The sequence below is a fragment of the Paraburkholderia pallida genome, from assembly GCF_004524855.1.
GTDB classification, from domain to species: Bacteria; Pseudomonadota; Gammaproteobacteria; order Burkholderiales; family Burkholderiaceae; genus Paraburkholderia; species Paraburkholderia oxyphila.
Genome location: NZ_CP038150.1, coordinates 1128648 through 1152176 on the forward strand (window position 1 = coordinate 1128648; position 23529 = coordinate 1152176).

Sequence of the window (23529 nt, forward strand, 5' to 3'; positions counted from 1 at the left end):
GTGCGTAATCAGTGGGCCACGGCAGCTGCGCCGTGTTCGTCGATCAGATGGCCGCTGTAGAAGCGGTCCAGCGCGAACGGCGCATTGAGCGGATGCGGCTCGTCGTTCGCAATGGTGTGCGCGAACACCCAGCCCGAGCCCGGCGTCGCCTTGAAGCCGCCGGTTCCCCAGCCGCAGTTGAAATAGAGGCCCTTCACATCGGTCTTGCTGATGATCGGGCAGGCGTCCGGCGAGACGTCGACGATGCCGCCCCACTGGCGGTTCATGCGCACGCGCGAGAACACCGGGAACATTTCGACGATGGCCTGCAGCGTGCCTTCGATGATGTGATAGCTGCCGCGCTGGCCGAAACCCGTGTACTGGTCGACGCCCGCTCCGATCACGAGGTCGCCCTTGTCGGACTGGCTGATATACGCATGCACCGCGTTCGACATGATGACCGAGTTGACCACGGGCTTGATAGGCTCGGACACCAGCGCCTGCAGCGGATGGCTTTCGATCGGCAGGCGCACGCCGGCCATGTCGGCAAGCGTCGTGGTGTTGCCGGCCGCCACCACGGCGACCTTCTTCGCCTTGATGAAGCCCTTCACGGTATCCACGCCGGTCACGCGGCCGCCGTCACGGCGGATGCCCGTGACCTGGCAATTCTGGATGATGTCCACGCCGTGCTGGTCCGCGCCGCGCGCGAAGCCCCAGGCCACCGCGTCGTGGCGCGCCACGCCGGCGCGGCGCTGAATGGAGGCGCCCAGCACCGGATAGCGGCTGTTCAGGTTGATCGTGGGCTCAATCTCCTTGATCTGCTCGGGCGTGAGGAACTCGGCGTCCACGCCGTTCAGGCGGTTCGCGTTCACGCGTCGCTCGGTGTCGCGCACGTCCTGCAGCGTGTGCGCGAGATTCATCACACCGCGCTGGCTGAACATCACGTTGTAGTTGAGATCCTGCGAGAGCCCTTCCCAGAGCTTCATCGCCTTTTCGTAGAGCGCCGCCGACTCGTCCCACAGATAGTTCGAGCGCACGATGGTGGTGTTGCGCGCCGTATTGCCGCCGCCGATCCAGCCCTTCTCCAGAATCGCGACGTTCTTCACGCCGTGCTCCTTCGCGAGATAGTAGGCGGTTGCGAGACCATGCCCGCCGCCGCCGACGATCACCACGTCGTACTCCTTCTTCGGCTCAGGGCTCCTCCACTGCCGCTCCCAGTTCTCGTGATACGACAACCCGTTGCGGAACAGACTGAATATCGAATAGCGGCTCATCTTGCGGACCCCTTGCTCGTTGCCTTGCTCGTTACCATTAGCATTCGATGACGTTCACGGCCAAACCGCCGCGCGACGTCTCCTTGTATTTCGTTTTCATGTCGGCGCCGGTCTCGCGCATCGTCTTGATGACGTTGTCGAGCGTGACGTAGTGCTGACCATCGCCCTTGAGCGCCATGCGCGAGGCGTTGAGCGCCTTGATCGCGCCCATGGCGTTGCGCTCGATGCACGGAATCTGCACGAGGCCGCCCACCGGATCGCAGGTCATGCCCAGGTTGTGCTCCATGCCGATCTCGGCGGCGTTCTCCACCTGGGAGGGCGTGCCGCCCATTACGGCCGCGAGCGCCGCCGCGGCCATCGAGCAGGCCACGCCCACCTCGCCCTGGCAGCCCACTTCGGCGCCGGAGATGGAGGCCGTTTCCTTGTAGATGATGCCGATGGCCGCTGCGGTGAGCAGGAAGTCGACAATGCCCTTCTCGTTCGCGCCCGGCACGAATTTCACGTAGTAGTGGAGCACCGCGGGAATCACGCCGGCCGCGCCATTGGTAGGCGCCGTGACCACACGGCCGCCGGCGGCGTTTTCCTCGTTCACGGCCATCGCGTAGAGGTTGACCCAGTCGAGCATCGAGAGCGGATCGCGCAGCGACTCCTCGGAGCGCGAGCGCAGGTGCACCGAGAGATCGGCGGCGCGGCGCTTGACCGCCATCGGGCCGGGCAGCTCGCCGTGCATCTTGCAGCCGCGCTCGACACAGGCGGCCATCGCGCGCCAGATGCCAAGCAGTCCTTCGCGTACCTCTTCGGGCGTGCGCGTGGCGCACTCGTTGGCGAAGGTCACTTCCGCGATCGAGAGGCCGCTTTCCTGGCACACGCGCAGCAGATCGTCGCCGGTGCGGAACGGATACGGCATTTCGCGGCCGCTGCGCACGCCGTTCACGCGGTCGCCCTCGCGGTTGACGACGAAGCCGCCGCCCACCGAGTAATACTCTTTCTCGACCAGCAGTTGGCCGTTCTCGTCGAAGGCCTGGAAGCGCATGCCATTGGAATGCAGCGTGTTCGCGCCGCCCATGGTCTTGCGATAGAAGCCGATGCCTTCCTTCTCGTCGAAGCGGATCGACTGCTTGCCGAGCAGCACGAGCGTTTTTTCCGCGCGGATGGCGGCGAGGCGCGGCTCGATGCGGTCGGGATCGATCGTGTCGGGCAGGTTGCCTTCGAGGCCGAGCAGCACGGCCTTGTCGGTGCCGTGGCCTTTGCCCGTTGCGCCGAGCGAGCCGTAGAGCTCGATCTTTACGCGACGCACGAAGGCGAGCAGATTGGCGTCCTCGATATGGGACACGAAGCGGCACGCGGCGACCATCGGGCCGACCGTATGCGAGCTCGATGGACCGATCCCGATCTTGAACAGGTCGAAGACGCTGACGTTCATCTGACTTCCCTCACCTGGGGTTAGGGGTGCAATGGTGTGGAGTTGCACCGTTGACGGTAGACGCTAGTAGATCAAAGAGGCCCATGCGCCTGATAGAACAAAACCGCCATTGCCGTTGGATGGCGCCGCCAGCAGCGCCTTCAGGCGGGTTGGAAGTGCGGTTTGGCGGTGATTTGCGGCGTAAAAACGCAAGTGGGGAAGGGGATCACGGTTGTGGCCGCCTCACCGATGCCCCAAGGCGATTGCTGCGCTGCAGCGCGAATGCGCGAACAACGCCCGGAGACGCGCGGAACGGGTTTTAGATTGACTCGGGTGCCGGCGTGAGAAGGGTTAGTGGTTTGGGGTGCAGGTTATGGCGCTTTGGCGTTTCGCTGCTGCTCCCCCAACCCGTTAGCAGCCTCCTCGATCAAAAAAGCGGGAATCGCCCTTTTCTCCATACCCGGAACACTTCATTTATTGAAAGGTAGTTCCTGCGTCGGGCGCTTATAATGCTTCGAATTTCGGGCCGTGGAATCATGATTTCATGGCACGTTACCGATCAGTTACCCACTCGCAGCAGCAAATTCAGCCGTGGCGCTCCTGACCTTATGCCTGCCCGCCTGTCCAGGTTGTGTTGACCACTCTTAATTGCTAACGATCCCATGCAGGAGGCGGAAGTGAGAACCACGACAATAATCGGTGCGCCATTTTTTGTGTTCGGCATCGGCTTCCTGTCGTTAGGCATCTGGCTTTGGCACTCTGATGCAAGATTTGCAGAGCATGCGGTGCGTACGCAAGGAAAAGTGACCGATTTAATAGCGGGTCGCGACAGCAAAGGGAATCTCTCGTATCACACGCAATTTGAGTTCACCACTCCCGATGGTCAGCGCTTGCGTGCCACTGGCTCGGCGGGCACGAGTTCTCCGGACTATTCACTCGGCGATACTGTGCCCGTGCTCTATGATCCGGCCGACCCCGAGGACGCCGAAATCGACAGCTTTCTCGAGCGTAGCTTCGGCGCCCTGATAGTCAGCCTGCTCGGCAGCATCTCTGCCCTGGTTGGCGGCGGCCTGCTTGCCGCGTCTATATACAGTGATTCTCATGGGCGCCGAAGCTCGCGTAAAGCGCGGCGAGCCCAATAAAACGAAGGAGTGCGGTGCCCGGTTGTTTCCTCCGGGTCGGGAAGAAGCCGACCGGGCCAAGCTGTGGCGATATCTCTGGGAGAAGCGGGAAATCAGGCACCGGACGCTTATAATGTTTCAACTTTTTGGCACGTGGAATAGGGAGTTTATGGCACGCCTTTCGACTAGTCGCCGATTCACCGCAATGACGTCAGCTGCGATTTGGCTGACCTTCTGCCTGCCGGCCTGCAGCCAGCAAAACAGCCAAACGCCAGATGTCAAGGCGCTGGTAAAAAAGTCGTTGGCGGATATGGTATTCGTGAAAGGCGGCACTTTCATGATGGGTGATTTTGGACCATCGGCAACGCCGGAGAAATTACCGTACACGGCGCAACACGAAAACAAGCCCGCGCATCAAATCACACTCGACAGCTTTTCTATTGGCCGATACAAGGTCACCTATGCCGATTTTGATGTCTATACGAAGGCGACCGGAAAACCATCGTGGCCCCAGGACGCAATAGACATCACGTACAAACGTCCGGACTATCCCGTCGGCGTCCCCTGGCAAATGGCCAAAGATTATTGTCAATGGCTAGGCCAGCAAAGTGGTTTGCCAATCGACCTGCCGACGGAAGCCCAATGGGAATATGCGGCTCGCTCGGGAGGAAAGCCGCTCATCTTCGCAACCGACAACGGAAAATGGGAGCCGGATCGCAACTTCCCGTCTGGCGATACGGTTGCGAACAAGCTGGCGCCGGACTTCGGTTACGGCGGTGTCTCGATGGGCACGTACCCGATTGGAAAATATCCGCCGAACCCGCTTGGTCTTTATGACATGGGTTTCGATGGCCGTGACTGGGTCAACGACTGGTTCGCTCCCGACTACTACGACCACTCGCCCGAGAAGAATCCCCAAGGGCCGGCTACCGGAACAGAGAAGGTCATTCGTGGCGAAGAAGGGGGCAGCGACGAGACAGCGATGACTATTTATCGATACAAGAAAAAGCCTGCACCCTATGCATTGAAGACGTTGATAGCCGGCAAGCCCGTTATGGCCACATTCGTTACCGATACATTTCGCTGCGCCGTGCAGAACACGTCGAAGGTACCCCAAGGCAACTAGGCAAGCCTCGTGTCGGGCAGGCTCTCGTACATTGGGTGCTCACCCGCCGCGGCTTGAAAGCTGTACGCCTGTGAAGCGACTTCGACAACTGCATAACCCGGCGTCGGATCGACCTTCAGCATCGCCTGAAGGCTATCGTAGTAGTCGTCCATTTCCTGTGCGTCACTAGCCGGAGTGCCAGTAAGTGACATGCTCAGGAAATTCTTCAACGCAATCCGGTTTTGTGTGAGATCGCCTTTGGTGCCACCCCGATTCATATGTTGCACGACGTTATCGAGATCGTGACGCGTGTGAGACCATTGCAGGATCTGCTTGACTGCGTCCTTGCGACGACCGTAATAGCGCCCGAATGCGTGATTCTCCGGATCCGGACCATCTGTGAAGGCCCAATGGCGCGTCAACTGATAAAGCATGATGCCCTTTGATTCGGGTGTCGCATACTGCAACATCCATGGATTTGCCAGGATGTTGTTCATGAGTTGAACGCGCTGCTGTTCTTGCTCATACGAGAGGAGCAGATCAGCAAATGAACGTTGCAGGTCAGCGATGTCAAGGTCAATTGAGTCGGTTAGCTTTTGAGCCCCCTGAATCACTGTGACCTGAATATACGTCATTGCCTGAAATGCTTCGTTCTGTATGTATTGCAGGTGTTTGAAATTCGCATGATACAGTTGATAGAAGAACCACGCAACGAAATCCGCGATACAAAGCGCATCGACAGAAAGTTCGATTTCCCCCTTGGCACCAACCCCAAGACACAGCCCTGCCTTCATCTTCAATCTGAAGCGGCCCGCCGCATAGCTGACGTCGAGCAGGCAGGCCAATGCGCCAACCTCGAACAGGTGTATACGGGTATGGTAGACATTACCGATCCGCCATCTCGCACGCTACCCGCCGGTGACAAAGGATTCGTGCATTCCACGACGCGCATCACGGTCGGATCTGCGAGGGAAACAGGCCGGGCGGTCAGGCGCATACGCGGAAGTTCTCCGAATAGGCGTGCACCCACCGGTTTGGGTTATGCCCCACGGCGCGCGGAGCGCCGCCGGATGGATGAGCCCTTAGTCACTCCGCTATACGCCGCGTGGCGACAGACGCCCCGGAGCCGCTCCGATTAAAAGGGCAGTGGTGAACTGCGTCACACTGGCGGTTTGAGCGGCTTTCTTTTGCCTACTTTTCTTTGCCGCGGCAAAGAAAAGTAGGTGCCGCCCCGCACAGGGGCAACGCCTGCGGCCCGCCGCGAAAACAAGTTGGGGCCAACCAGGGCCCCCAGAGATTCCGAAATCAGAACGAATGCCGCATCCCGATACGCACATCGGCCTGCGTCGTAGTCGACGACGGCGTGAAGCTATACCCGATCACAGCATCCACCCCTTGCGAGGCATGGAGCCAGTCTCCCGAGAGATAGACCTCGGTCCGCTTGGAAAGCGAGTAATGCACCCCTGCCGAAAGCTGATTCCAGTGATTCCCATCGAAATGGGTGTACTGATACCCGCCGATCAGGCTCAGGGAAGGCGTGATTTGCCAGTCCGCGCCGCCTTCGCCCACCTGCATATGCTCGCTTTGGCCAAACGCCTTGATCTGCGTATAAGTGAAGTCGCCCATCAACGTAACAGGGCCAATCACATAGCTGGCCCCCACACCGAACGCCCCTTGCTTGTCCACCGGAAACGCGTTGTTCGCATAGAGATCGGTAACGGCGCCGGTGGCGGGATCAACACTCACCGTAGGCTGCCCAAAGAACGAATGCACACCGATCATCGCGTAAGGATCAAACGCATAAATCCCCGACGGGTTATTCAACTGCGTATACGCCGTGCCCGCCGAGAAGTTGCCGTTCTGATACTGCGCGCCCACGCTCCACGCACTCCCCGTATGGAATTCCCCAGGCGTATTGCTGAACGAATACATGCCACCGAACTGGAACCCGCCATACGTATTCGACGTGAACTTCACGGCATTCGGCAAATGGTCGCCATTCATGCGGTCGAAGTCGCCCTGGTTAATGGCGTAGCCGCTCGCCCAAGCGGAGACGTTGTACTGGTAAACCATGTCCTGCGTCATATCGGACTGGTTGCCGAACGTGAGCGTTCCCCAATCGCTCTGCAGACCTACATAAGCCACACGCCCAAACAACGAGCCGCCATTGGCGATTTCGCCATTACCCAAATGAAAGCCGCTTTCCAGTTCGAAGATAGCCTTGTTGCCGCCGCCAAGGTCCTCGGTGCCTTTGATGCCCCAGCGGTTCGCATACGAAACACCGTCGTCGAACTTCACCTGATGCGAACCGCCCGCATTGGTGACGTAAGTCACGCCCGCATCGATGATCCCGTACATCGTCACGCTGCTCTGAGCCTCGCTCTCGGTGGAGAGCGCTGCCAATGCGAGTGCGATGCCAGTCAGTGCCGCCACTTTCACTTTCTTCATGGTCCAGGTCTCTCTTCTCTTGGGATACGGTTGATGGGCCGCATAAAGGACGTCCCCTGAGACGTACAAATCGCGTGCAAATCGGTGAGCCCGCTGCACGCCTTATGCGGATCGTGAGAACGTACAAATCCAAATCTCGCGTGACTTTCGCGAACGCGACGCACACTTGGGAAAAAGCGCCGCCCCGCCAATCGGGCGTTTTTCTTGATTGATCGTTCAATAAAAAAAGAATAGAGTGAGGGCCTTCCAGCTGCGCCTTGAAGAATCGCCATGCCCAAGATCGGAATGCGCGACGTCCGTCGCGCGCAACTTATTGATGCGACCCTGCAATCGATCGACCAGTCCGGGTTGTCGGGCACGACGCTTGCAACGGTCGCGCAGCACGCGAATATCTCGACCGGGATCGTCAGTCACTATTTCGGCGGCAAGGACGGCCTGCTCGAGGCCACCATGCGCCACATCCTGCGCGATCTCTGGGAAGCCACCATGCGCCGCCGTACGGCGGCCAGGGACGAGCCGCGCGCGCGCTTGCGTGCCATCGTCGCTGCGAATTTCGACGTTTCGCAGGTGAATACGCCGGTCATGAAGACCTGGCTCGCGTTCTGGGCCGAGAGCATGCATCAGCCCGCCCTGCGCCGCCTGCAGCGCGTGAATACGCGCCGGCTCTATTCGAACCTGTGCGCCGAGTTCGAGAAGGTCTTGCCGCACGCAGCCTCGCGGCGCGCCGCCAGCGGCCTCGCCGCCATGATCGACGGCCTGTGGCTGCGCGGCACCCTGACCGGCGAACCGTTCGACACCAAGGCCGCCCTGCGCGTCGCCAACGAATACATCGATCTCATGCTCGAAACGCGCGCCAAGGCACGCTCGAGCAAGTCCGCCTAGCCTGGAGTCACCCACCATGTCTGTTTATCCGCTCGAACGCCTCTTCATTGACGGCGCATTCACCGACGCCACCAGCGGCGAGACCTTCGAAACGCGCGACCCCGCTACCGGCGAATTGCTCGCGACGGTGCAGCAAGCCAGCGCCGCCGACATCGATCGCGCCGTGCAATCGGCGCGCGCCGGCCAGCGCGTGTGGGCCGCCATGACGGCCATGGAGCGCTCGCGCATCCTGCGCCGTGCCGTCGAGCTGCTGCGCGCGCGCAACGACGCGCTCGCCGCGCTGGAAACGCGCGACACCGGCAAGCCCATCGCGGAAACGAGCGCCGTGGATATCGTCACGGGCGCCGATGTGATCGAGTACTACGCCGGCCTTGCCACCGCCATCGAGGGCCAGCAGATTCCGTTGCGCCAGGATTCGTTCGTCTATACACGCCGCGAGCCGCTGGGCGTGACCGCGGGCATTGGTGCGTGGAACTACCCTATTCAGATCGCGTGCTGGAAATCGGCGCCCGCGCTGGCCGCCGGCAATGCCATGATCTTCAAGCCGAGCGAGGTCACGCCGCTGTCCGCCTCGAAGCTCGCCGAAATCTATCTCGAAGCCGGCGTGCCGCCGGGCGTGTTCAACGTCGTGCAAGGCGACGCACGCGTGGGCGCGATGCTCAGCACGCATCCCGACATCGAAAAGATCTCGTTCACGGGCGGCGTGGAAACGGGCAAGAAGGTCATGGCCGCGGCCGGCGGCTCGTCGCTGAAGGAAGTGACGATGGAGCTGGGCGGCAAGTCGCCGCTGATCGTCTTCGAAGACGCCGATCTCGATCGCGCCGCCGATATCGCCGTCACCGCCAACTTCTTCAGCTCGGGCCAGGTCTGCACCAACGGCACGCGCGTCTTCGTGCACGCGTCCTTGCTCCCGGCGTTCGAGGCGAAAGTCGTCGAACGCGTGGCGCGCATCCGCGTCGGGCATCCCGGCGACCCCGCCACCAACTTCGGCCCGCTCGCCAGCGCGGCGCAACTCGACAAGGTGCTCCGCTATATCGAGAGCGGCAAGCGCGAAGGCGCGCGGCTCGTTGCAGGCGGCGCGCGCCTCGCGGAAGGCGAATTCGCGCGCGGCCAGTATGTGCAGCCGACCGTATTCGCCGATTGCCGCGACGACATGAAGATCGTGCGCGAGGAAATCTTCGGCCCGGTCATGAGCATTCTTTCCTTCACTGAGGAATCCGAAGTCATCGCGCGCGCGAACGACACCCTCTATGGCCTGGCCGCGGGTGTCGTCACCGAGAATCTGTCGCGCGCGCATCGCGTGATTCACCGGCTCGAAGCGGGCATCTGCTGGATCAACACCTGGGGCGAATCGCCCGCGGAAATGCCCGTGGGCGGCTACAAGCAATCGGGCGTGGGGCGCGAGAACGGTATCACGACGCTCGAGCACTACACGCGCATCAAATCCGTCCAGGTCGAACTGGGACCGTATCGGCCCGCCTTTTGAGGGTATTTAAGGGTATTTGAGGGAGCACGGCATGGCAGCGCAAGAGTACGACTACATCATCATCGGCGCGGGATCGGCGGGCAATGTGCTCGCCACCCGGCTTACCGAGGATCGCGACGTCACGGTCCTGCTGCTGGAAGCGGGCGGTCCCGACTACCGCTTCGACTTCCGCACGCAGATGCCCGCGGCGCTCGCCTATCCGCTGCAGGGCCGCCGCTACAACTGGGCCTACGAGACCGATCCCGAGCCGTTCATGGACAACCGGCGCATGGAATGCGGGCGCGGCAAGGGGCTGGGCGGTTCATCGCTCATCAACGGCATGTGCTATATCCGCGGCAATGCGCTCGACTACGACGGCTGGGCCGAGCGCAAGGGGCTGGAGGACTGGAGCTATCTGGATTGCCTGCCCTACTTCCGCAAGGCGGAAACGCGCGACGTGGGCGCGAACGACTATCACGGCGGCGAAGGCCCCGTGCACGTGACCACCAGCAAGCCCGGCGTGAACCCGCTTTTCGAGGCGATGGTGGAGGCTGGCGTGCAGGCCGGCTACCCGCGCACCGACGACCTGAACGGCTACCGCCAGGAGGGCTTCGGGCCGATGGACCGTACGGTGACGGCCAAGGGCCGGCGCGCGAGCACCGCGCGTGGCTACCTGGATCAGGCGAAGCAGCGGCCCAACCTAGATATCGTCACGCACGCGACCACCGACCGTATCCTGTTCAGCGGCAAGCGCGCGAACGGCGTGGTGTTTCTCGACGGCAATGCCCAGGTGAAGCGCTACGCGCGCCGCGAGGTGCTGGTGTGCGCGGGCGCGATTGCCTCGCCGCAACTGCTGCAGCGCTCGGGCGTGGGCCCCGGCGCGTGGCTGCGCGAGCTCGACATTCCGGTTGTGCTCGACCTGCCCGGCGTGGGGCAGAATCTTCAGGACCACCTGGAGATGTATATGCAGTACGAGTGCAAGGAACCCGTTTCGCTCTACCCTGCCCTGCTCAAGCACAATCAGCCCGCCATCGGGCTCGAATGGATGCTGCGCGGCACCGGCAAGGGCGCGAGCAATCATTTCGAGGCGGGCGGCTTCATCCGCACGCGCGACGACGACCTGTGGCCCAATATCCAGTATCACTTCCTGCCTGTTGCGATCAACTACAACGGCAGCAACGCGATCAAGATGCACGGCTTTCAGGCGCATGTGGGCTCGATGCGTTCGCCTAGCCGCGGTCGCGTGAAGCTGCGCTCGCGCGATCCGCGCCAGCATCCGTCGATTCTCTTCAACTACATGTCCGAAGCGCTCGACTGGCGCGAGTTCCGCGACGCCATCCGCATCACGCGCGAGATCATCGCGCAGCCGGCGCTCGACCGTTACCGTGGCCGCGAGCTGAACCCCGGCGCCGACCTGAAGACCGACGCGCAGATCGACGCCTTCGTGCGCGGCCGCGCGGAGACGGCCTTTCACCCGTCGTGCTCGTGCGCGATGGGCTACGACGACATGGCCGTTGTGGATGCGGAGGGCCGCGTGCACGGCATCGAAGGCTTACGCGTGGTGGACGCCTCGATCATGCCGCTCATCACCACCGGCAACCTGAACGCGCCGACGATCATGCTCGCCGAGAAGATTGCCGACCGCATTCGCGGCCGCCAGCCGCTCGCGCGCTCGACGGCACAGTATTACGTGGCCAATGGTGCGCCGGCGCGCGGCGGGGATTTGCCGCTGCGCCCGACGGGGGGCAAAGGAATGAAGGCGGCGCCGAGCGGAGCGAAGCGGAAGGCGCACGCGGTATCGTAATTATGGAAGTTCATCGGATACCTGAATAATTGGGTATCCGTTGCGGGCCGGAATCGAAGCGCGAAGCGCGGCGAATCCGGCCCGCTTGTATTTATACGAGTGAAATTCTCAAGGATTTTCCGCAGGCAGCGGCGTACTTGCGCAGCGTTGCCAGAGACGGAGAATGTTTTTCGCTCGCGAGCGACGATTCCAGACGGGATACTGCGGAGGTGGTGGTGCCCATACGAATGCGCGCGCATACCATCGGTTCTGGTTGTGCCCGACGGCGCGCGCAGCGCCGCCGGATGGATGAGCCCTTAGTCACTCCGGGTGACGACGCGTGGCGACAGACGCTCCGGAGCCGCTCCGAATAAAAGGGCAGTGGTGGACGGCGTCACACTGGCGGTTTGAGCGGCTTTCTTTTGCCTACTTTTCTTTGCCGCGGCAAAGAAAAGTAGGTGCCGCCCCGCACAGGGGCAACGCCTGCGGCCCGCCGCGAATACAAGTTAAGGCCAAAACCTCAATCCCCACGAGAAAAGCGCCCATTGCAAGAAAATGATGGACACCCTCACGCCGGCGAAACAGCCAATCGCCGAGACAGCCGAGGCAGACACAAAGCAAAAACGGCGTCACGCGGCACCCGCAATCCGAATGCCAACATGACGCCGTGAAATCCAAAGCGGAATAAAACTGCCCGATTACACCGCCGCAGCCAACCGATACGAAATCGCAATCGTCAACGCCGCCGCAATCAACGCAGCATACGGCAACATATCGCGCCACTTGCTGCGCGCAGGAATCTCCACCTCCATATCGAGCGCGCTGCCCGCGGGAAAGTGACCACGATCCTGCCAATAGTGGCGATAAGCGAACACCGGCACGATCAACAGCATCGCGATCAAGCCATCACGCAGCGTGTTAGCACCTTGCAAATTCGCACCCGCGCCCACAAACACGAGATTCGCATAACCGCACAGCGCGCCAAGCGCGAGCAGCCACGTCGGGCAGCGGAACGGCCGATCCCACGACGGCCGATCCATGCGATGAATCCACCCCGATTGCAGGTTGAGAAACACGAACAGCATGTAGCACACGTTCGAGATGGACAGCACCGTCATGTAGTCGGACATCGCGAGCAACACGAGGTTGAAACCCAGATCGGTCCACATGGCCGCGGTAGGCGCGCCGTGCTCGTTCACACGCGAGAGATAGCGCGGCAGCCAGCCATCCACCGAAGCCTGATACAGCGTGCGCGAGGACCCCATCATCGAAGTCATGACGATCAGCAGAATCGAGAGCATCAGCATCACGACCACCGCGTTGCCGACCCATGCGCCGCCGCCCACGATGGACGCCATCGCCATGCCAACGCCGGTGCCGTCACCAATGCGCGGATCGAGCATCGCCTGCATGCCGAGCGATCCCTGGAACGCGAGCGGCACGAGCGTCATCACGACGAGGCAGAGCGCGCCCGACCAGAAGATCGCCCGCGCGGTATCGCGGCGCGGATCGCGGAATTCGCGCGTGTAGCAGACTGCGGTCTCGAAGCCATACGACGCCCAGCCGGCCATGAACATGGCGCCCAGCGCCATCACCACACCCTGGCCGTTCCATGCGCCGAAGCGCGAGGCGGTGAGATTGCCCTGCGCGTCGTGGCCGAGCGGCAGCAGCGGGAAGAGATGCTTTGCGGGCACGTCGCCAGTGAAGAACGGCACGAGACCGACGATCAGAAGCGGCGTGAGCGAGGCGATGCCGAGTATCTTCTGCGTTTTCGCGGCCTTCGATGCGCCGCTATGTTGAAGCCGGAACGTAATGAGCAGGAACGCCGCTGCAATCATGAAGGTGGCGTTGATGCGCAGCGTGAGTCCGGGCTTGATGAAGTCGAGGTTCGCCAGCGTCCAGTGCCATTGCAGGATGGCCGCATCGGGCGAAAACAGCGTGGCGAGCGCGTAGTTTGCGGCCAGCCCGCAGCCGAGCGCCAGCATGGGCGACCAGGCGAGCCAGTTGCACCACACGGAGACCGGCGCAATCATCTTGCCGTAGCGCACCCATCCGATCGCGCCATAGACCGACGCGCCACCCGATTTGTGCGGAAAAAGGCCGGAAATCTCGGCATAGGTCGCGCTCTGCATGAGGCCCATCGTGATCGAAGCGATCCAGATGGCCCACGCCGGCTGGCCTATCGTGGCGCATACGCCACCGATCGTGAAAAGCACACCCGCCGGTACGCCGCTCGTGACCCAAAATGCGTCTTTCCAGGTAAGGCCACGCTGCAACGCATGGCCTTGGTCGCCTCGGGCGCCAACATCGTCGGCACCCCGCGTACGTATTCCAGCTTGCTCCATCCAATTCCTCCTGAGGTCTAACGCTAATCAACCAAAATTGCCGCGCCAATTGGGGCGATCAGGGATCGCCAAGGACGTGCCGTGCATACACACAGTTCGCCCCGGGCGCCCCGGCCGTCCGCAAGAGGGTGCGAACGGCGGCCACAACCTGTCGCTGCAAGACGCGTCAATGCACGCCCAGATACGCGCGCACAGCGGGCAGGCCCGGCTTGCCGTCGAGGGTTGTCACGCCGGCGAGCCACTTGTCGAGCATCTGCGGATTGGCCTTGAGCCAGTCGGCGGCCGCCTTGTTGGGGTCTTCCTTGGCCGCAATGGGCACCATCAAATGGTTCTCGATGGCGGTCGTGAACTGCAGGTTGGAGACGAACTTCGCGACGTTCGGGCAACGCGCGCTGTAATCAGGCGGTTCCGCCGTCAAGACCTTCGCCGCGCCGTAATTGGGTCCGAAGACGTCGTCGCCACCCGCGAGGTAGTCGATCTTCATCTGCACGTTCATCGGATGCGGCTCCCAGCCGAGGAACACGATCCACTGCTTGTCGCGCTCGGCGCGGTTCACCTGCACCAGCATGCCGGCCTCGCTCGACTCCACGAGCTTGAACTTGCCGAGGCCATACTGGTTCGAGCTGATCATCTTTTGAATCAGCTGGTTGCCGTCGTTGCCGGGTTCGATGCCGTAGATCTTGCCCTGCAATTTATCCGCGTACTTTGCAATGTCCTGGAACGAGTGCAGGCCGCCCTGGTACACATAGTCGGGCACCGCGAGCGTGTATTTCGCGCCGGTGAGATTGGGGGTCGGCAACACCTTGATCGCGCCCGATTTCGTGAACGGCTCGATCATCGGGTCCATCGTCGGCGACCAGTAGCCGAGGAACACGTCAATCTGCTTGCTCTTCAGGCCCGCGAACGTAATGGGCACCGACGCGATGGTCTTCGTCGGCTCGTAGCCGAGTCCGCTCAGTATGGTGGACGCAACGCCCGTGGTCGCCGCGATATCGGTCCAGCCGACGTCGGCAAAACGCACCGCCTTGCATTCGGCGGGATCCGCCGCATAGGCGCTGGAGCAGGCAGCGGCGGCAAACAGCAATGCACAGGCCTGCAGGGTCTGGAATCGGCACATCTTCGTCTCCTCGAGATTGCACAGCGTCGATCGGTTCCGCATGGAAGGGATGGCGGCAAACTCGCGGACAAACTGCGGGTTGGCCAGCGCAAGACGCGTGCCCGCCCCTGTTCCTCTGCCCCGGTACCCCTTGTGGCGGGGCTGACGGGAAGAAAGGCGGCGAGGACGCGCATCCCACGGTCAATAGTCGTTTGGCAAAAAGCGGATCAACGTAGCAATTGCGACGAGCACTTGCGCATTTGCGACACCTCGACGCCGCGAGGTCCGAACGACAAGGTTTTAAGTTGATTGAACGATCAATCGAAAAACGGAATGGGTCGCCGTACGACGGCTTTCAAAGACACTTCATCCGCATGCGTTTTGCTTTCGTTTTCATTGCATTTGCGGCTGCAGGTGGGGTTGTGGAGCGCAGATTCGATTCATAAGGAGTTCGATTTATTTCCCTTTACCGCTACACGTGTGAGCGACGGCGCGAGCGTTATGCACATGGCTTCGCCCATTCGGGATTCGGATAACTGTCCGCGCAGCACCGCGAGCCGCACGAGCATTTGAGCGTGCGCGGCGCGTAGGCGATGACAAGTAGCGCGCGCGGCACCGGCGCGAGGCTTTCGAGTTGGCGACGAATCCGGGCCGCCTGAGCGGTCGCATCGGTGCCCGTGAGCGTGGAGGCGGACGGCACGCCTTGTTGCAGCACGCCCAGCGAAGACATACCGCCACGTTCGACGGCATGGCGTAGCGCGTCGCGCAAGGCGGCGGCGTGACTCGTGTACAGGTCGCGCATGGTGAGCCTTTACGGGAATTGTGCGGTCCAGAAACGCAAAAGCCCGCATTGTGCGGGCTAGTCAAAAATTCGGTGCACAGTTAAAGCATTCGAATTAATCGCCATATTCTAGAGAAATTGTCGAATGTCAAATTGTGAGCACGCCACAATGCGCCGCGAATCGTTCATCCCCCTATTCGGACACGTCTGATTTCGCGCCATCGGGAGCAGCGGCAGCATCGCCTGAACGGGCGAAATCCAAGCCCGCGCGTAACCGGTCGCCGTGCCGGCCGGTTGTTTTCATCGACTCCCTGGAGGTATGGAAATGGTAAAGGGACAAAGGCGAATTCTGTGGAGCGCGGTATGAGGCGATCCCTGCTAAGACTGGGCGACAAGTCCACGGCGGGCGGCGTCGTTATCGAAGGCGAAGAAAGTTGCACGCACCACGGCCGTTCCTTGACATTCACCGGTGCAAAGGTCTTGTGCCCTGTCTGCAATACGACGGGCGTAATCGGGTGGAAAGGTCCGCATCGAAAGTCCACGATGAAGGGTAAGCAGCAAGCCCTGGAGGGCGACTTGTGCCTCTGCAATTGCGATCCGCCGCCCGTCATGATCGCGTCTCAAGACACCGCCTGGCATGAATTTACGGCGAGCGAGTTGGAAGGCACGGCATACGGAATCGCGAACGAGCCGCGTTCCAGTCCGACTCAAGGTGTCTACGACGAACAATTCACACTCAAAGACTCAACCGGGAAATCCCTTCCCGATACCTATTACACCGCCTGGTTACCTTCTGGCGCACGCGTACACGGCATAACCGATTCACAGGGCCGCACCGGGCGATACGCTACCGAAGGCGCACAACACGTCAGCATCTATCTCGGACACAGGGAGTAAGCATGTTCGATCGACTTGTAGCAGACGGAGACCGCACCACCACGGGCGGCGAAGTGATTGGCCGCAGCGACTTCTATAACGAAGCAGGCAAGATGTACGCGCGCAAGGAGAATCACGCGACGTGCGGAAACTGCAAAGGTGGATGGCCGATCTACGGCACCGCTGGCACCTGGATGGATAACGGCAAGCCTTACGTGAAAGACATGGATCGCGTTCTGTGCCCATGCGGTAAAAACTTTGTTCTTGCGTCCAGCGGTTCGAATACGTTCTATTCGGAAAGCAAGGGAGAGGCAAAAACCGAAAAGCCCGTTGCGCCGACGAGGGCCGATACATACGACGAACAGTTCACGCTTCGCGACGTAAAGGGCTCGCCGCTCGCAGACACGTACTACACCGTTCGCATGCCTTCGGGTGAATTAGTCCACGGCATAACAGATTCACAGGGGCGAACACGTCGCTACCCGACGGACAACGCGCAACGCGTTGTTATTTACCTTGGCCACCGTGAAATCGTGGAATAATTTTCAAATAAATTACATATAAATATTCGATCAACAGATAGCTATAACATGAAAATCAAAACGCAATACATCGCGCCGTTGTCTCTGTGGCTTGTCGTCCGAAAGCGCTTTTCGAGTAATGGCCTATTCGTTGAACCCGCATGGATCGGGAACGGAAAACAGAACGGACCGCTCATATTTACGTCGCGTATTCTTGCGTCGTTCTACGCGTACGTTCGCAACAAGTACCACCAGAAGGATGATTCGGATAACTGGCGCGTTATTCCCATGCACGAATTCGATTTGCTCCAGCACGTTCGTGATTGCGATGGGGAACTCTGGTGCATGATGGGATTCGGCGTGACGCTGGAGGAACCTGGATCAATCATCGTGACAACGGGTGCGCCACGTACCCGATATGCGCCGCTGTACTTCGCGCCGCCCACTGATAATGACGACGTAACGCTTCTATTCAGTCAATGGGTTTTCGATTTCATTGCGGACGAATTTAAATCAATCGGCCTGCCGAAGTACGACGAAGAACTAGAAAGTATCGATGAAATGGACGACGCGACGTTCGCGGCGACGCTAAACACTGCGATTGGACGCGCGAACATATGCCGCGAGCCTACGGCACGAGATCGCGCGCTATGGGGAGTCTATAGCCCGCTCCGCGACGCGTGGATATCCGGCGAGGACGCGCGTTGCGATAACCCCGCCGAACGCGCAGCACGCACGATGCACTAGGGCGCGTATGCGCGGAAATCCATCCGACGCACAGTTACAGGAGATTTTATGTCAGACGCACTTGCGACAGCAGTAACAAATACCAATCCGAATTCCTGTGTAACCGTACAAACGGCGAGGCTTTGCAAGCCGTGGCACGTCTCGCAACAGGGGATAGATTTTGTTGCTGATTGGGAAGCCTTCCGTGCACATTTGTACGATAACGATGGCGCTGGCGGCGGCGGTAATACGACTATCGGCTTCGGGCACCTGGTTCATATGGGGCCAATCTCGGGCGCTGCATCTGAAGCCCCTTTTCACGCAGGGGTCACGATCGCCCAGGCCAGGCAACTACTACTGCAAGATCTTAGAGACCCTGAGCACATAGTAAATAAAAAAATCCATGTACCACTTTTCCAATACGAATATGATGCGCTTGTTGATTTTGTCTACAATCTTCGCCACCATAACGACGCTCTATTGAATCTTGTAAATTCCGGCCACTATGATCGCGTGCCGGCGAAATTTATGGAATATACATGGGCCAGCGGCGCACAACCGAGTGGTCTAGTGAAGCGCCGGCGTTCAGAGGGAAATCTCTTCAGGGATGGAAACTATGATTCGAGTCACTAAATTCTGCTTTGCCACTATGGCTATCGTCATATCGGTGTCGGCACTCGGAAATACCGCCTGCGAACAAAATGCAAAGACTAGAGACGATTCTCTTTCTTGTTCGAAAACGGATACGGCACGAATGCTTGCCGACTCCGTAAAATTATACGCGTATATCCGGAAAATTTCGTCCGGAGATAAACGAATCGCACTTGATGCGAACTATAAATTATGGGGAGAAAAGATTAAATCTGATTGCAACCTAATCGGCTTCGCGTTCAATGAGTGGAAAAACGAATATTCGCCCGATACAGATTTCCAGATTGCAGCGTGCCGGCAGAAGGTAGCGGCGCAAGAGTTTGAATTCTATAAGTCGCTAACATGCCCTGATGATATGGAAACTTCAGCGGCTCCGAAGTGCGCCGCGATCCAGAAAGTTCTCGGCGCTGGGCGATAGGACAAGTCCCCGCTTCGGCGGGGTTTTTTCATTCGAGCGTCAATCGCGCCTGTTCGCTGGCGTTGTCGGCATGAACGAATAGCGCGCCTTGGCGATGCGCATTGCTGATTCGCTCGCACGCACATTCGAAATGCACGGGGTCCAGCTCGATGCCGACGAAGCGGCGGCCCGTTTGCACGCATGCTACGCCCGTTGTCCCAGAGCCCATGAACGGATCAAGCACGGTCGCGCCAGGCGGCACGATCCGCAATAGCTCGCGCATAAGCGGCAATGGCTTTTGTGTGACGTGGACACGATCGCGGGGCGCGACGCACTCATAAAACCCCGGTATCACTTCGCCCGATGGATTCGCGGACATCGAGCCCGCCGTGCCCCATATGACGTATTCGCATTGCGCCGTAAAGCGGCCCAGCTGCGGGCGTGCATCCGGCTTGCACCAGGGCACGACTCCACGCCATACCCCCCGGCCTGCATATAGTCGGTTGACGGGGAAAGTTACCGCCAGTCCGTAGAACATACCTACCGCGCTGGGCCTGCACGCGCGCAGCGCCGCCGACCATAGCGCGGCCCAGTAGGCGAACGCGCGCTGGTCCCGGTTGTCAGCGCAATGCCATTTTCCGCAAGCTGGATGAGGTCTTGGCAATCATGCGTGACGACAAACGTCGCCCGCCACCTAAGCCGCCTTAACCTTCCCGCGCGCCGCCCCCTCCGCCATCTCCAGAAACGCCCCCAGCGCGCTCGAAACATACCCATCGCGCCGCCGAATAAACAGCGTCTGCATACGCGCCAGCTCCGCCGGCATACGATGCACGCTAACCTTCCCCTCAAGGGCCGCTTGCGCGACCACACCCTTCGGCAGCAACGTCACCCCAACGCCCATCGCCACGCAGCTCAAAATCGCATCGAGTGAACCGAACTCCAGCGGCTTGGCCACAACGAGCCCGCGCCCGTAGAGAAACGCCTCCAACCGCTGCCGATACGAACACCCAAGCTGAAACACCACGGTTTTAAGGTCGGCAATCTTCACCAGATCCTTCAATGACGACACCGCAGGACTGGCAACAAGCACCAGCTCCTCGGTAAAGACGCGCGTCTGCTCGATCTCGGGATGCTCGACAGGGCCCGCTACAAACGCGCCGTCCAGTTTGCATTCCACAACGTCGCGCACCAGCTTCGCCGTATTGCCGGAACTGACCACCAGTTGCACCTGCGGCCACTTCCTGGCAAAGCCCGCCAGCAGAGTAGAAAGACGCAGCGCCATGATGGTCTCCAGCGAGCCGAGCACCAGTGCACCGGCCGGCGTGCCGTCGTCTCGTGCCGCTGCGCGAGCGTCCTCGACGAGCTTTGCGATGCGCCCCACGAACGGCATCATGCGCTTGCCCGCGGGCGTAGCCACGACGCCGCGCGCGTGGCGCTCGAACAGCGCGAGCCCCAAGTCTTCCTCCAGCGCCCGAATGCGCGCCGTGACGTTGGACTGCACGGTGTGGAGTTCGGCTGCGGCCTTGTTCATGCTGCCCAAACGCGCAACAGCCTCGAATGTCTTCAAGTCGGTCAGATCCATCGGCGCCATCCTGAGCGTAGATGAATGCAGACTAGCACATATCGAAAATACAGATTACTGATATCAAAACAATTCAGTTCTATAGATCAGTAATCGCGCGTAGTCTGCACTCAACCACCCCAACGGAGCAAACCGACATGAACACCCCCATTCTTCGCGTGACCGGCAATGAACTCGCACCCCAGGGCAGTCCCCTGGAAGCGCTGGTGGCCTTCTATCGCGCCTTCAACACGGGCAATCTGGACGCGCTCGCGGCCAACTGGGCGCCAGGCGAGCGTCCGAGCATGGACAATCCCATCGGCGGGATCCGGCGCGGCTGGCCCGCCATTCGCGCGGGTTACCAGGCGCTCTTTGAAGGTCCGGCGCGCGTGCAGGTCGCGTTCCACGACTTCACGTCGGATGGCGGCGACGACTGGCACTTGTTCGTCGGCCGTGAAGAAGGGACATGCGCGCTGCCCGATCGCACGATCCCTTTGCGCATACGCACGACGCGCTGGTTCGCGAAGATCGATGGCGAATGGCGGCAGCTTCATCATCATGGGTCGATCGAGGAACCGGCGCTGCTCGCCGAGTATCAGACCGCGATCTTCGGCGCGCCGCTCGAAGCGCCAATGGCCTGAGCCTCGCTAGCGGTTGATGGATGCATGCAAATCGTACATGCATCCACCGTTGCCGATTGTCCGCATGCCTGTGAAAGGCGACATGCTCCGCACGCCGCCCTGCTTCGTCATTCTGGACACAAACTCGCCGCTATAGCGCTTCGGCGACACTCGCCTCTTCGCTCGATGGCAGGTCCACCGCGGCCCCGCTGCGCCACGACGACATGGCCAGCTCGGCCAGCTCGAGCGCCTTGACGCCGTCTTCGATCGTCGTGCGCACTGGTGTTCCCTTCGTGACCGCCTCGACGAAATGCGCCATTTCCGCCGCATAAGCCTGACGATAGCGCTCCAGAAAGAACGGCTCCGGCACATCCGTCGAGATGCCCCCCGCCAGCCAGGCCGTCACCTGCGTGGGCTGCACGTTGCCCGCCTGCAGCATGCCCTTGCTGCCGAGCACCTCGAAGCGCTGGTCGTAGCCGTAGGCCGCACGCCGCGACGTGTTGATTTGGCAAAGCAGTCCTCGCTGAGTGCGGATCGTGACGGCAGTCGAATCGATGTCGCCGGCGGCCGCCACGGCCGGGTCGGTGAGGCAACTGCCCGTGGCGTGCAAACTCTGCGCCTCGTCGCCCATGATCCAGCGGAACACGTCGAAATCATGGATCAGCATGTCCTTGAAGATCCCGCCCGAACTCTTGATGTAGTCGACGGGCGGCGCGCCCGGGTCGCGGCTGGTGACGATCAGCATCTCAGGAACGCCAATTTCGCCGGCCTCGATGCGCGCCTTCAGTGCCGCAAAAGTGGGATCGAAGCGGCGTTGAAAGCCGATCATGCAAACCACGCCATTGCGGCTCACGGCCTCGGCGCTCTCGCGCGAGCGGGCGATGGTCAGATCGACGGGCTTTTCGCAGAACACCGCTTTGCCTGCGTTCGCGGCGGCAATGATCAGATTCGCGTGCGTGTCCGTGCTCGAGGCGATCACCACGGCGCCCACCGCGGGATCGGCCAAGGCCTGCTCGACGCTAGCCACTTGCGCGCCGTGCGCCTGCGCGAGCGCCTGTGCCGAAGGCGTGTGCATGTCCACCACATACTTCAGGCGCGCGCCCGCTTGCCGCACCAGATTCGACGCGTGAATCTTGCCGATGCGCCCTGCTCCAAACAATGCAAATTCAATCATGCTCTTCTCCGGTTTCAATGCCTTCATCAAAATACGGCCCATGCCTCGCGGCATGAGCGGCCAATCGCTTGGGGGCGCACTCAACGCCCCGAACGCTCAAAAGGAATGATTCACGCCGAGATACGCGCCCGTTTGCGAGCGCCCCGGCAATGGGTTGTCGAGATTGTCGTTATTCGATCCCGGGTTATTGTTCGCCACCGAGAAGCTCGATCCACTCGCGTTGCGCACATGCGCAACCGTCGCGTAAAGCAGCGTGCGCTTCGAGAGGTTGTAGGTCGTGCCCAGCGCGAACATCGTCGCGTGGCCCGAGGGATCGTGCGTCGCATCGCCCGCACCTGCGCCCACGTGCACGTAATAGACGGCGCCATCGACGCTCAGCGCTGGCATCACGCGATATTTCGCGCCCGCCCAGTAGTGGTCGGCGTTGCTCGCAAGCCCTGCCGGCGTGTCCGGTGCATTGAGGTGCGTGTACGCGGCCTGCAGTTCCAGCGAGCTCAAATAGAGGTTCGCGCCGGCGAAGAATTCGCGCGAGCTCACGAAGACATTGCTCATCTTGCCGTTCGTGTCGCGAATCTCGTCGTACATGCCGCGCAGCATGAAGAGCGAGTTCGCGTAGGTGATCTGAATGCCGTCGCTGCGGCCCACTTCGTTCGGCGCGCCCAGATTGAACCCGCCCGCCTGGTTGCCAAGCGTGTATTGCGCGTGAACGCTGAATCCCGCCCACGAGGGCGACTGATATTCGATGTTGTTGCTCGTAATCGGCACGTTGCGGCTGCGCACCAGCGCCGTCGACGAATAGGCCTGTTGCAGCATCGGGTCGAAATCCCACTGGTCATTGGCGATGAACAAGTTGCGGCCCATCGTGAACTTGCCGAACTGGTCGTTCTGCACGCCAACCAGCGCCTTGCGGCTGAACAGCCGACCGTTGCCATCGCCGGCCATTCCGGACATCAGGTTCGTGCCCGATTCGAGATTGAAGATGATGCCGTAGCCGCCGCCGATATCCTCGCGGCCCAACAGCCCGAAGCGGCTCGCGCCCCAGTCGCTGCTCTCCGCACGAAAGCGCGACGCCGTGGTGCCGGTGCCCGTCTGCACCTGGCTCAGGTAGTCAAAACCCGCATCCGCCACGCCATAAAGCGTGACCGAGCTCTGTGCGTGGGCTTGCAGCGTCGCAAGGCTCATTGCGGCCACTCCGATCTGTACTGCCTTTTTCATCGCGTCTCCAAACGTGTTTTCGTTATTGCATTGAGTTGTCCCCTCACGCGACAGACGGCGAATTCGTCGTCCGCAGCGTGAGGGTGGTACGTTTCATTGCTTTTTTA

Annotated in this window: 22 protein-coding genes and 1 pseudogene; 11 read left to right on the plus strand and 12 right to left on the minus strand. The window is 60.8% G+C overall.

Annotated features, from left to right (window positions below; translation table 11 throughout):
* Positions 1-8 precede the first annotated feature (8 nt).
* A complete protein-coding gene (locus E1956_RS31585) occupies positions 9-1253 on the minus strand; it encodes a sarcosine oxidase subunit beta family protein (protein ID WP_134756630.1) in 1245 nt (414 codons plus the stop codon).
* A 37-nt stretch (positions 1254-1290) separates the two neighbouring features.
* Entirely contained in the window at positions 1291-2676 is a 1386-nt protein-coding gene (locus E1956_RS31590; protein ID WP_028223756.1) for an L-serine ammonia-lyase, read from the minus strand.
* Between the two features lie 656 nt (positions 2677-3332).
* On the opposite strand from E1956_RS31590, the gene E1956_RS31595 reads away from it, so the two are divergent.
* Positions 3333-3797, plus strand: a complete 465-nt coding sequence (locus E1956_RS31595; RefSeq protein ID WP_167760184.1) for a DUF3592 domain-containing protein — start codon at positions 3333-3335, stop codon at positions 3795-3797.
* The gene (locus E1956_RS31600; protein ID WP_134756634.1) at positions 3757-4902 is read left to right on the plus strand and encodes a formylglycine-generating enzyme family protein; all 1146 of its coding nucleotides are present in this window, start codon (positions 3757-3759) and stop codon (positions 4900-4902) included. The genes E1956_RS31595 and E1956_RS31600 overlap by 41 nt, the downstream gene beginning before the upstream one ends.
* Here the strand turns inward: E1956_RS31600 and E1956_RS31605 are convergent.
* Both E1956_RS31605 and E1956_RS31610 read right to left on the minus strand, forming a co-directional pair.
* Complete coding sequence (locus E1956_RS31605; protein ID WP_134756636.1) at positions 4899-5726, minus strand: hypothetical protein; 828 nt, start codon at positions 5724-5726, stop codon at positions 4899-4901. The genes E1956_RS31600 and E1956_RS31605 overlap by 4 nt on opposite strands.
* 460 nt (positions 5727-6186) lie before the next feature.
* The gene (locus tag E1956_RS31610; protein WP_134756638.1) at positions 6187-7329 is read right to left on the minus strand and encodes a porin; all 1143 of its coding nucleotides are present in this window, start codon (positions 7327-7329) and stop codon (positions 6187-6189) included.
* A gap of 270 nt (positions 7330-7599) precedes the next feature.
* Here E1956_RS31610 and betI point away from each other — a divergent pair, with 270 nt between their 5' ends.
* Genes betI through betA form a run of 3 tightly spaced genes read left to right on the plus strand, consistent with a single transcriptional unit; the run spans position 7600 to position 11480 of the window.
* Entirely contained in the window at positions 7600-8211 is a 612-nt protein-coding gene (betI, locus tag E1956_RS31615; protein WP_028223530.1) for a transcriptional regulator BetI, read from the plus strand.
* 16 nt (positions 8212-8227) lie between these two features.
* Positions 8228-9697 carry a betaine-aldehyde dehydrogenase gene (betB, locus tag E1956_RS31620; protein WP_134756640.1) on the plus strand — a complete coding sequence of 490 codons (1470 nt, stop codon included), beginning with the start codon at positions 8228-8230 and terminating at the stop codon, positions 9695-9697.
* A gap of 31 nt (positions 9698-9728) precedes the next feature.
* Positions 9729-11480 (plus strand): choline dehydrogenase, encoded by a 1752-nt coding sequence (gene betA / locus E1956_RS31625; protein WP_167760185.1) that lies wholly within the window; start codon positions 9729-9731, stop codon positions 11478-11480.
* A gap of 91 nt (positions 11481-11571) precedes the next feature.
* Here the strand turns inward: betA and E1956_RS47060 are convergent.
* The 4 genes and pseudogenes from E1956_RS47060 to E1956_RS31645 form a co-directional block, all read right to left on the minus strand.
* Positions 11572-11706 (minus strand): annotated as a pseudogene (locus E1956_RS47060) (helix-turn-helix domain-containing protein); the annotation flags it as partial.
* Between the two features lie 451 nt (positions 11707-12157).
* Entirely contained in the window at positions 12158-13804 is a 1647-nt protein-coding gene (locus E1956_RS31635; RefSeq protein WP_134756642.1) for an APC family permease, read from the minus strand.
* A 166-nt stretch (positions 13805-13970) separates the two neighbouring features.
* Positions 13971-14921: a choline ABC transporter substrate-binding protein gene (locus tag E1956_RS31640; RefSeq protein ID WP_134756644.1), complete on the minus strand. Its 951-nt coding sequence runs from the start codon at positions 14919-14921 to the stop codon at positions 13971-13973.
* A 478-nt stretch (positions 14922-15399) separates the two neighbouring features.
* Positions 15400-15702, minus strand: a complete 303-nt coding sequence (locus E1956_RS31645; protein WP_134756646.1) for a hypothetical protein — start codon at positions 15700-15702, stop codon at positions 15400-15402.
* A 342-nt stretch (positions 15703-16044) separates the two neighbouring features.
* Here E1956_RS31645 and E1956_RS31650 point away from each other — a divergent pair, with 342 nt between their 5' ends.
* From E1956_RS31650 to E1956_RS31670, 5 genes are all read left to right on the plus strand, one after another.
* Positions 16045-16578, plus strand: a complete 534-nt coding sequence (locus E1956_RS31650) for a PAAR domain-containing protein (RefSeq protein ID WP_134756648.1) — start codon at positions 16045-16047, stop codon at positions 16576-16578.
* A gap of 2 nt (positions 16579-16580) precedes the next feature.
* A complete protein-coding gene (locus tag E1956_RS46730) occupies positions 16581-17099 on the plus strand; it encodes a PAAR domain-containing protein (protein WP_197732925.1) in 519 nt (172 codons plus the stop codon).
* Between the two features lie 48 nt (positions 17100-17147).
* Positions 17148-17825 (plus strand): hypothetical protein, encoded by a 678-nt coding sequence (locus E1956_RS31660; RefSeq protein ID WP_134756650.1) that lies wholly within the window; start codon positions 17148-17150, stop codon positions 17823-17825.
* A 48-nt stretch (positions 17826-17873) separates the two neighbouring features.
* Positions 17874-18437 (plus strand): lysozyme, encoded by a 564-nt coding sequence (locus E1956_RS31665; protein ID WP_134756652.1) that lies wholly within the window; start codon positions 17874-17876, stop codon positions 18435-18437.
* Positions 18438-18558: 121 nt separating this feature from the next.
* Positions 18559-18873, plus strand: a complete 315-nt coding sequence (locus E1956_RS31670) for a hypothetical protein (RefSeq protein ID WP_134756654.1) — start codon at positions 18559-18561, stop codon at positions 18871-18873.
* A gap of 28 nt (positions 18874-18901) precedes the next feature.
* Here E1956_RS31670 and E1956_RS47065 read toward each other — a convergent pair whose 3' ends face one another.
* On the minus strand, positions 18902-19390 hold the full coding sequence (locus E1956_RS47065) for a DNA-methyltransferase (protein ID WP_134756656.1): 489 nt from the start codon (positions 19388-19390) through the stop codon (positions 18902-18904).
* A gap of 156 nt (positions 19391-19546) precedes the next feature.
* Positions 19547-20434 (minus strand): LysR family transcriptional regulator, encoded by an 888-nt coding sequence (locus tag E1956_RS31680; RefSeq protein ID WP_134756658.1) that lies wholly within the window; start codon positions 20432-20434, stop codon positions 19547-19549.
* A 137-nt stretch (positions 20435-20571) separates the two neighbouring features.
* On the opposite strand from E1956_RS31680, the gene E1956_RS31685 reads away from it, so the two are divergent.
* The gene (locus E1956_RS31685) at positions 20572-21054 is read left to right on the plus strand and encodes a YybH family protein (RefSeq protein WP_134756660.1); all 483 of its coding nucleotides are present in this window, start codon (positions 20572-20574) and stop codon (positions 21052-21054) included.
* A gap of 130 nt (positions 21055-21184) precedes the next feature.
* On the opposite strand, the gene iolG is transcribed toward E1956_RS31685, so the two are convergent.
* Together iolG and E1956_RS31695 are read right to left on the minus strand one after the other, a co-directional pair.
* Positions 21185-22207 (minus strand): inositol 2-dehydrogenase, encoded by a 1023-nt coding sequence (iolG, locus tag E1956_RS31690; RefSeq protein WP_134756662.1) that lies wholly within the window; start codon positions 22205-22207, stop codon positions 21185-21187.
* Positions 22208-22303: 96 nt separating this feature from the next.
* Positions 22304-23422 (minus strand): porin, encoded by a 1119-nt coding sequence (locus E1956_RS31695; protein ID WP_134756664.1) that lies wholly within the window; start codon positions 23420-23422, stop codon positions 22304-22306.
* Positions 23423-23529 lie beyond the last annotated feature (107 nt).